Source organism: Halorubrum sp. ASP1, assembly GCF_005435135.1.
In the GTDB taxonomy this organism is placed as follows: domain Archaea; phylum Halobacteriota; class Halobacteria; order Halobacteriales; family Haloferacaceae; genus Halorubrum; species Halorubrum tropicale.
The window spans coordinates 23,638-30,942 of sequence record NZ_SGUA01000017.1 but is presented as its reverse complement, the minus strand read 5'-3'; the positions used below and the strand labels follow the sequence as shown (position 1 = coordinate 30,942).

The 7,305-nt window shown below is 72.6% G+C and carries 9 protein-coding genes; 6 read left to right on the top strand and 3 right to left on the bottom strand.

Going from position 1 to position 7,305, the window contains the following annotated elements; translation table 11 throughout:
- Positions 1-40 precede the first annotated feature (40 nt).
- Positions 41-1,699 carry a DUF255 domain-containing protein gene (locus tag EXE48_RS16915; RefSeq protein ID WP_137712087.1) on the top strand — a complete coding sequence of 553 codons (1,659 nt, stop codon included), beginning with the start codon at positions 41-43 and terminating at the stop codon, positions 1,697-1,699.
- 124 nt (positions 1,700-1,823) lie between these two features.
- A complete protein-coding gene (locus EXE48_RS16910) occupies positions 1,824-2,627 on the top strand; it encodes a TrmB family transcriptional regulator (protein ID WP_053770659.1) in 804 nt (267 codons plus the stop codon).
- 15 nt (positions 2,628-2,642) lie between these two features.
- Here the strand turns inward: EXE48_RS16910 and mptA are convergent, their stop codons facing one another.
- Positions 2,643-3,569: a GTP cyclohydrolase MptA gene (gene mptA / locus EXE48_RS16905; protein WP_053770660.1), complete on the bottom strand. Its 927-nt coding sequence runs from the start codon at positions 3,567-3,569 to the stop codon at positions 2,643-2,645.
- 271 nt (positions 3,570-3,840) lie between these two features.
- Here mptA and EXE48_RS16900 point away from each other — a divergent pair, with 271 nt between their 5' ends.
- The 3 genes from EXE48_RS16900 (at position 3,841) to EXE48_RS16890 (ending at position 5,002) form a co-directional block, all read left to right on the top strand.
- Positions 3,841-4,134, top strand: coding sequence for a 50S ribosomal protein L21e (locus EXE48_RS16900; protein WP_006112901.1), 294 nt, complete (start codon positions 3,841-3,843; stop codon positions 4,132-4,134).
- 1 nt (position 4,135) lies between these two features.
- Positions 4,136-4,492: an RNA polymerase Rpb4 family protein gene (locus EXE48_RS16895; RefSeq protein ID WP_053770661.1), complete on the top strand. Its 357-nt coding sequence runs from the start codon at positions 4,136-4,138 to the stop codon at positions 4,490-4,492.
- A gap of 75 nt (positions 4,493-4,567) precedes the next feature.
- Positions 4,568-5,002 carry a universal stress protein gene (locus tag EXE48_RS16890; RefSeq protein WP_053770662.1) on the top strand — a complete coding sequence of 145 codons (435 nt, stop codon included), beginning with the start codon at positions 4,568-4,570 and terminating at the stop codon, positions 5,000-5,002.
- Between the two features lie 27 nt (positions 5,003-5,029).
- Here EXE48_RS16890 and EXE48_RS16885 read toward each other — a convergent pair whose 3' ends face one another.
- Together EXE48_RS16885 and EXE48_RS16880 are read right to left on the bottom strand one after the other, a co-directional pair.
- On the bottom strand, positions 5,030-5,779 hold the full coding sequence (locus tag EXE48_RS16885) for a class I SAM-dependent methyltransferase (protein WP_137712088.1): 750 nt from the start codon (positions 5,777-5,779) through the stop codon (positions 5,030-5,032).
- Positions 5,737-6,540: a hypothetical protein gene (locus EXE48_RS16880; protein ID WP_053770663.1), complete on the bottom strand. Its 804-nt coding sequence runs from the start codon at positions 6,538-6,540 to the stop codon at positions 5,737-5,739. The genes EXE48_RS16885 and EXE48_RS16880 overlap by 43 nt, the downstream gene beginning before the upstream one ends.
- 102 nt (positions 6,541-6,642) lie before the next feature.
- On the opposite strand from EXE48_RS16880, the gene EXE48_RS16875 reads away from it, so the two are divergent.
- Positions 6,643-7,278, top strand: a complete 636-nt coding sequence (locus EXE48_RS16875) for a DUF655 domain-containing protein (RefSeq protein ID WP_137712086.1) — start codon at positions 6,643-6,645, stop codon at positions 7,276-7,278.
- The last annotated feature ends 27 nt before the right edge of the window (positions 7,279-7,305 follow it).

Sequence of the window (7,305 nt, the reverse complement as noted above, 5' to 3'; positions counted from 1 at the left end):
CTCTCGAAGCGCTTACCCCCGCCCCAGTCCGACTGGGGATATGAGCGACGAGACCCGCGTCGAGTGGCGCGATTGGGGCCCCGAGGCGTTCGCCGAGGCCGACGAGCGCGACTGCCCGGTGCTGCTCTCGCTGTCGGCCACCTGGTGCGAGGGCTGTCACGAGATGGACGCGATCACCTACGCGGAGCCGCGGATCGCGGCCAACGTCAACGAGGGGTTCGTCCCCGTCCGCGTCGACGTCGACCGCCGCCCGCGGGTGCGCGAGCGGTACAACATGGGCGGGTTCCCGACGACCGCCTTCCTCACGCCCGAGGGGACGCTGCTGACGGGCGCGGGCTACCTCGACGTGGACGGGATGCGGCAGGTCCTCGAGTCGGTCCGGCAGATGTGGGCCGACAAGGGTCGGGAGGCCGGGCGCGTCCCCCGCGCGCTCGACGCCGACCTGCCGCCCCGCGGCGAGGTGACCGACGCGATAGAGAGCCACCTGGCGGGCCAGCTGGAGGCCAAGTACGACGCCGAACACGCCGGCTGGGGGACCGACGCGAAGTTCCCGCTCCCCCGCACCGTCGAGTTCGCGCTGAAGCGCGACCGGAACCGGGCGCTCCGGACGCTCGACGCGGTCCGCGACCACCTGACCGACGACGTCGACGGCGGGTTCTTCCGGTACGCGGGCACGTCGGACTGGGGCGACGTGGCCTACGAGAAGCCGCTCGACACGAACGCCGCCGTCACCCGCGCGTTCGCCAACGCCTTCCTCTACACCGGCGACGAGGCCTACCTCGACCCCGCGCTCGACGCCGTCTCCTTCCTCACGGACGACCTCTGGACGGGCTACGGCGTCGGCGGGAGCCTCGGCCCGGGGCTCGGCCGCGCCTACTACGCCGCCCCCGCCGAGGACCGCGCCGACCTGGACGACCCCCGCCGCGACCTCACCGTGTTCGCGGGCGGCAACGCGCTCGCCGCGGACGCGCTCCTCGCGGTGGCCGCCTACACCGACGACGAGCGGGCCCGCGAGTACGGCGGGCGCATCCTCGACGGGCTCGAACGCGACCTGATCGACGCCGAGGCCGGCGAGGTGACGCACTACCGCGGCAGCGACGAGGCCGGCGAGTCCGACCTGCTCGAAGACGCCGCCCGCGTCGTCGGCGCGTACGTCCGCGCCGCCGGCGTGCGCGGCGAGGGCGCCGCCGTCGCCCGCTCGGTCGCGGACCGAGCGGTCGACCGGCTCCGCGTCGACGGCTCCTTCGTCGACGGCCCGCGCTCGGGCCCGGGGCTGCTCGACCGGTCGTTCCGCCCGCTCGACGCCAACGTCGAGATGGCGACGGCGCTCTGCGACCTCGCGGCGCTCACCGGCGAGGACCGCTACCGCGAGGTCGCGCGGGAGACCGCCGAGGCGTTCGCCGGCGCCACCGAGCGGCTGAGCGTTCAGGTCGCCGCCTACGGGAGCCTCGCGGCCCGGGTCCGGCGCGGCACGACCGCCATCGCCGTCGGGACGGAGCCCGGGAGCGACCTCCACCGCGCCGCGTGGCGGGTCGCCGACCACGAGAAGGTCGTCGCGCCGAACGCCCACGAGGCCGACGCGCCGGCGCCGCGGACGGTCCCCGAGGGGACCGCGGTCGTCCTCGCCGGCGACGGCGCCTCGGAGCCGGCGGAAACGCCCGACGAGTTGATGGACCGGGTCGGCGACGTGCTCGCCTGAGATCCGGGACCGGGCTGGATCGGCGCGTCGGCGGCAGCGGTCTCGCTTCGACGGGCGCCCGCGAGGCACCTCGCGGATCGTAAACGGACGATGCGTTTATACGGGCGCCGGGGCATCCCAGCGTATGGCATCTCTTCGCGACCTGGGGCTCTCCGAGTACGAGGCCCGGGCGTACCGCGCGCTCCTTCGGACCGGGCCGACGACGGCCAAGGACCTCTCGCGGGCCAGTGAGGTTCCGATGGGACGGATCTACGACGTGCTCAACAGCTTGGAGCAACACAGCCTGGTCCGCAGTCAGGCCGCGAGCCGCCCGAAGAAGTACGTCGCGGTCGAGCCGGACGCGGCGCTCGACCGGCTGCTCGACGAGAAGAAGGAGGAGCTGCGGACGCAGGCCGAGCAGTACGAGTCCGTGGTCGACGACCTCTCGGCGGAGCTCGACGCCGGCGAGCCGGTCGACGGCCAGTTCTGGACCGCGGCCGTCGGCGCCGAGGAGGCGACGGACCTCCTCTTAGAGCGGATCGCCGCCGCGGAGCGCCGGGTCGTCGTGGTCGCGGGCGCGCCGGCGACCGGCTTCGACCTCGGAACGATCGGCGAGCAGGTGACCGCCGAGCTCGAGTCCGCGCTCGAACGCGGCGTGGAGATCCGCGTCCTGCTGTCGCCGGCGACGGTCGACGCGCTCCCGCGGAGCGTCGGGCGCCGGTACACCGCGGAGCTGGCCGAGGTGGACGGGTTCGAGGTCCGGACCTCCCCGAACGTGGACGGGACGTTCAACGTGTTCGACGAGATAGAGGTGTGTATCGAGGTCCCGCACCCGCTGTCGGCGGACGAGCCGTTCGCGATGATCGACGTGAAGGACATCGACTTCGCGACGAGCGTGAAAGAGCAGTTCGAGCCGCGCTGGGCGGACTCGGAGCTGCTGACGTTCTGAGTCCGTGGCGGCGGGCTATCGGTCGAGCTCGTCGCGGAGGTCGCCCAGCCGGACCTCGCGCTCGGCGTGGGCGTTGTGCTGGTGGATCGACTCGTCGTTCGACTGCTTCATGTGGATCACGGCGTCGTCCGAGAGGTGCGGGAACTCGGTGACGGTGCCCTCGGCGAGCGCGCGGACGCAGTCCTCGACGAACTTCGCGTCGGCGTGGGCCTCGTAGGTCATGTGGTCCTCGTCGGGCCGTTTCGCCATGTTGTAGATGCGCGCGCTCATCGAGTCGCGGGCGACGTCGATCACGTCCCGGAGGTCCACGTCCGGGTGGCCGTCGGTCGTGATCGTCAGGGTCGCGTGGCCGCGCTGGGAGTGGCCCGGTTGCGGGACGGCGTCGAGGAACTCCTCGGTCGTCTCCTCGTCGACGCCCAGCTCGGCGAGCTTCTCGCGGGCCCGCGACTCGCTCATCCCCTGCGAGCAGGGGCAGACGGTCATGCCGGTGACCTCGGCGCCGATCTCCTCGCGGGTGCCCTCCTCGGTGGCGGTCGCGCTGGCGACGATCGTCGCCGTGCTCTGGGTCTCGATGTCCGACGCCGGCGTGTGCTCGCGGGTGACGAGCTCCGCCGTCATCGACACCTCGGCGGTGGTCGTGTAGTCGTGCTTCTCCAAGAGCCGCTCGGCGGCGTCGCCGCAGACGTCCTCAACGCGGTACGCCTCCTCGCGGGTGATGTCTTCCAATATCTCGTCGACCGTCGCGAGGTTCCGCGACATGTCGATCCCCTTCCGCCCGCTCGGGAGGTCGACGAACACCTCGAACTCCGCCATGAGAACGATGGGGCGCTTGTCGCCGCGCGCCAGCTTGACGAGCTTCTCCACGCCGGTGACGCCGACCTGCGATAGCCCGACGGTGACGTCGGGGGACGACGCCTGTACGTCCGGCAGCTGATGACTCATTACGAACATGATAGGGACTCCCGGGATTAGCCCTTTCGGAAGGGGGAGGTTCGTCTGGTAGTCGCGCGCACCCGGCCGCGCGAGGAGCGGGTGGTGAGAGGAGCGGGTCGCGCGAGAAACCGGGTCGCAAGCGCGGCGTCCTCGAAGCCCCGTCGACCGAGCGGTTCCGGCGTCGTCGGGTCCCGCGGATCGCCGCGTGTGTGAGGAGCCAACGTCCTGCGGGTCGTAACGCACGATTTATAACGGCGGCAGCGGAATGTATCCCAAGACCATGCCGAGTTCCAATGGGCCGCAGAAGGCGACTCGCGACAAGCTCTCGAACAAGCCCCGCAACCGCGGCACCTCCCCGCCGCAGCGAGCGATCCAGGAGTTCGACGAGGGGTCGCAGGTCCACCTCAAGATCGACCCGAGCGTCCCCAAGGGCCGCTTCCACCCCCGCTTCGACGGCCGGACCGGAACCGTCGTCGGCAAGCAGGGGTCGGCGTTCAAAGTCGAGATTCCGGACGGCGGCAAGACGAAGACCCTCATCGTCACCGCCGCCCACATGCGGGCGCAGCAGAACTGAGATGACGATCTTCAAAGAGAAGCTCGACGAGGAGTACGTCACCACCTCCGAGGCGAAGGAGATCCTCGTGGAGATCGAAGAAGAGCGGGCGGCCGACGAGGACCGCGACCTCCGCTACGAGTTGGCCCGCGCGATCGAGCACGTCAACCGGTTCGCGGACCTCGACGCCGACGAGTCCCGTGAGCTCGTCGAGGAGCTCACCGAGCTCGACCAGATCGACGTGCCGACCGCGGTGAAGATCGCCGACCTGCTCCCCGAGGACCGCACGGAGCTCCGCTCGGTGTTCGCCCAAGAGCGCTACTCGCTCGACGGCGACGAGCTCGACGAGATCCTCGACGTCGTCGCGAAGTACGCCTGACCGCGGGTCCCACCCGGCCCGGCGGGACGGGCCACCGACACGTTTTTTCAGATTTCCGCCCGTACGTCGAGCCGCATGTACCAGACCACCCTCGTGCCGACCGGCGAGGGCGACGCCGCCCTCGACGCGGTCGACGACGCGATCGAGATCACGGCGGCGGAGGGGACGGTACACGTCCTCGGCGTCGTCGAGGAGATTCCGATGTACGAGCGGTCGGGGAAGCCGGAGAAGTTCGACGAGGACGACCCCGAGCGCCGCGAGCGGCTGGCGGCGGCGGTCGACCGGGTCGCGACCGCCGTCGCGGACGCGGGCATCGACAGCGAGACCGCGATCGAGTCCGGGGTCCCCGCCCACGAGATCGCGGCGCACGCGGACGCGGTCGACGCCGACGCGGTCGTGATGGGCAAGCGCGGCCTCGACGCCGCGGCCGACGACCTCCTCGGCAGCACGACCGAGCGCGTCATCCGGACCGCCGACGCGACGGTCGTTTCCGTCCCCGTCTCCGAGTGACCCCGGCCGAGCGCCGGGCCCCGCGCGTCACCGATCGCGGCCGGCCTCGACGACGATCGTTCCGAAGAGCCGCCGGTCGCGCTCGCGCACGGTCGCGCCGTCGTCGAGCGCGCGCCGCGCCGCGGCGGTCCGCTCCGCGAGCATCCCGAGCGGGTCGTCGGTCCGGGCGTCGAAGAGCCGCCCGTTCAGCGCCACGAACGCCCGGAGCGCGGCGTTCGCCGCGCGGTTCCCCTCCGGGACGAACGCCGCGACGACGACGGCGTCCGCCAGGTCGCACCAGCGGCGCACGACCGCGTACGGGTCGGGGAAAAGCGACGTGACGAACGTCGCGAGGACGGCGTCCGCGGCCGCGACCGGCGGGCGCTCGGCGTCCGCCTCGACGAGCGAGACGTTCTCCCAGCCGCGCCGCGCGACGAGCCCCGCGGCCCGGTCGAGCATCCGGGTCGAGACGTCGACGCCGACGACGCGGCCGCTCGCTCCGACGGCCTCGCGGAGCGCGGGGAGGTTCACCCCCGGGCCGCAGCCGAACTCGACGACGGTGTCGCCCGGCGCGAGGTCGAGCGATCGGACGCAGGCGGCGCGGACGCTGCCGACCGACGCCGTGGCCCGCGCGAACCAGTCGTAGACGCGGGCCCACGCGTCGTAGCTGCGCCGGACCCGACGCAGTCGACGCGGGTCCGACTCCGCGGCGGGCGCCTCCGAACCCGCCCGGCCGCCCGCCGCGCCGTCGCGGGTCACGGGTCGGCGCCGACCGCGGCCGGGGGCGTCTTGGGCCACCACCGTGCCGGCCCGTCGCGGGCGACCGTCGACCGGCACTGCTCCGAGCCCGCACAGCCCCGCGGCCGCTGGTAGCTGATCCCGCGCTCCGCGAGGTACGACACGTAGCCGTCGTCGACGCGGTCCAGCTTCTCGTGACACACCCACCGCTCGCCGCACCGCCCGGCCGCGACGTTCCGGTACGGACAGGTGAACGTCGTCTCCTCGATACCGCCCTCGGAGGCCGTCTCGTCGATCCGGACGCCGACCGACCGGTACGCGAGCCGGAGCCGCCGGACGACGGCCCCCGGCGACGACGCCCCGAGGAACAGGACGTGCGCCAGCGCGTAGCCGAAGTCGTGGAGCAGGCGCTCGGCCCGCGTCAGCGACGCGCGGTCGCCCTCCAGCCGCGACCGGAGCGTGCCGTACCACTCCGCGATCTCGCGGACCTCGTCGGTCAGCGCCGCCGCCTCCGCGAGCGCCTCGCGCCGCTCCGTCAGCGCGGTCGGCCCGTCCGAGAGGCGGAACGACGGCACCGCTTCGACGTGTTCGAGCACCCGCTCGCGGAGGCAGTCGCCGTCCGCGTGCGCCGCGGCGCGTCGGCGGAGCTCGGGGTACCAGCGCCGCGTCAGGGCGCCGTACGCGCCGTCGAGCAACTCGTCGACCCGACCGATCTCCGCCGCCTCAGTCGGCCCGCCGCGGTCGGGGCCGTCCGCCTCGACCGACGGTCCGGGAAACGCCTCGACGAGTCGAACCAGCTCCTCGGGGTCCGGTTTCGCCATGGTACCACGTCGCACCCGACACTATTGAATCCGACCGTCGGCGGCCGCGCCGCGACCCGCCTCGCCAGCGGTTTTTTCACCGCTCGGAGCGATAAACGATACATGGACAACGCCGACGGCGACGGGACGCCGGCAGACGACCGGAACGGGGGTGGCGCCGCCGCGGACGCCGGAGCGGAACAGAGCGACGACGGCGGCGGCCCCACCGCCGTCCTGCTCGACGTGCTGCCGAACGGGCGCCCCGACGACGACCGCCCGCAGTCCCGCAAGTCGCCGGTGGCGTACGCGCTCGGCGCGCCGTCGTTCGCGCTGTACGAACTGACGCTCGCCGGCGACGCGGACGTCTCGGTGGGCGACCGGATCGCCCTCGACGGCCCGGACGTCGGCCGCTACCGCGAGGTGTCGTTCGACGACCTCACCAGGAACGCGGCCGCGGAGGTCGAGTACGCGGTCGAGGCGATCGTCGAGGCCGACGAGGAGCGGTTCGTCGACTTCTACAACGAGGCCGGGCCGATCACCCTCCGGCTCCACCAGCTGAACCTGCTGCCGGGGATCGGCAAGAAGCTGCGGAACGACCTCTTAGACGAGCGGAAGCGCGGCTCGTTCGAGAGCTTCGCCGACGTCGAAGAGCGGATCTCCGGGCTCCACCGCCCCCGGGAGGTGATCCTCGAACGGATCGTCGAGGAGATCCGCGAGTCCGACCTGAAGTACCGGACGTTCGTCGGGCGCGAGGAGTGAGCCGCGCCGCCCCCGGGTCCTCCCGGT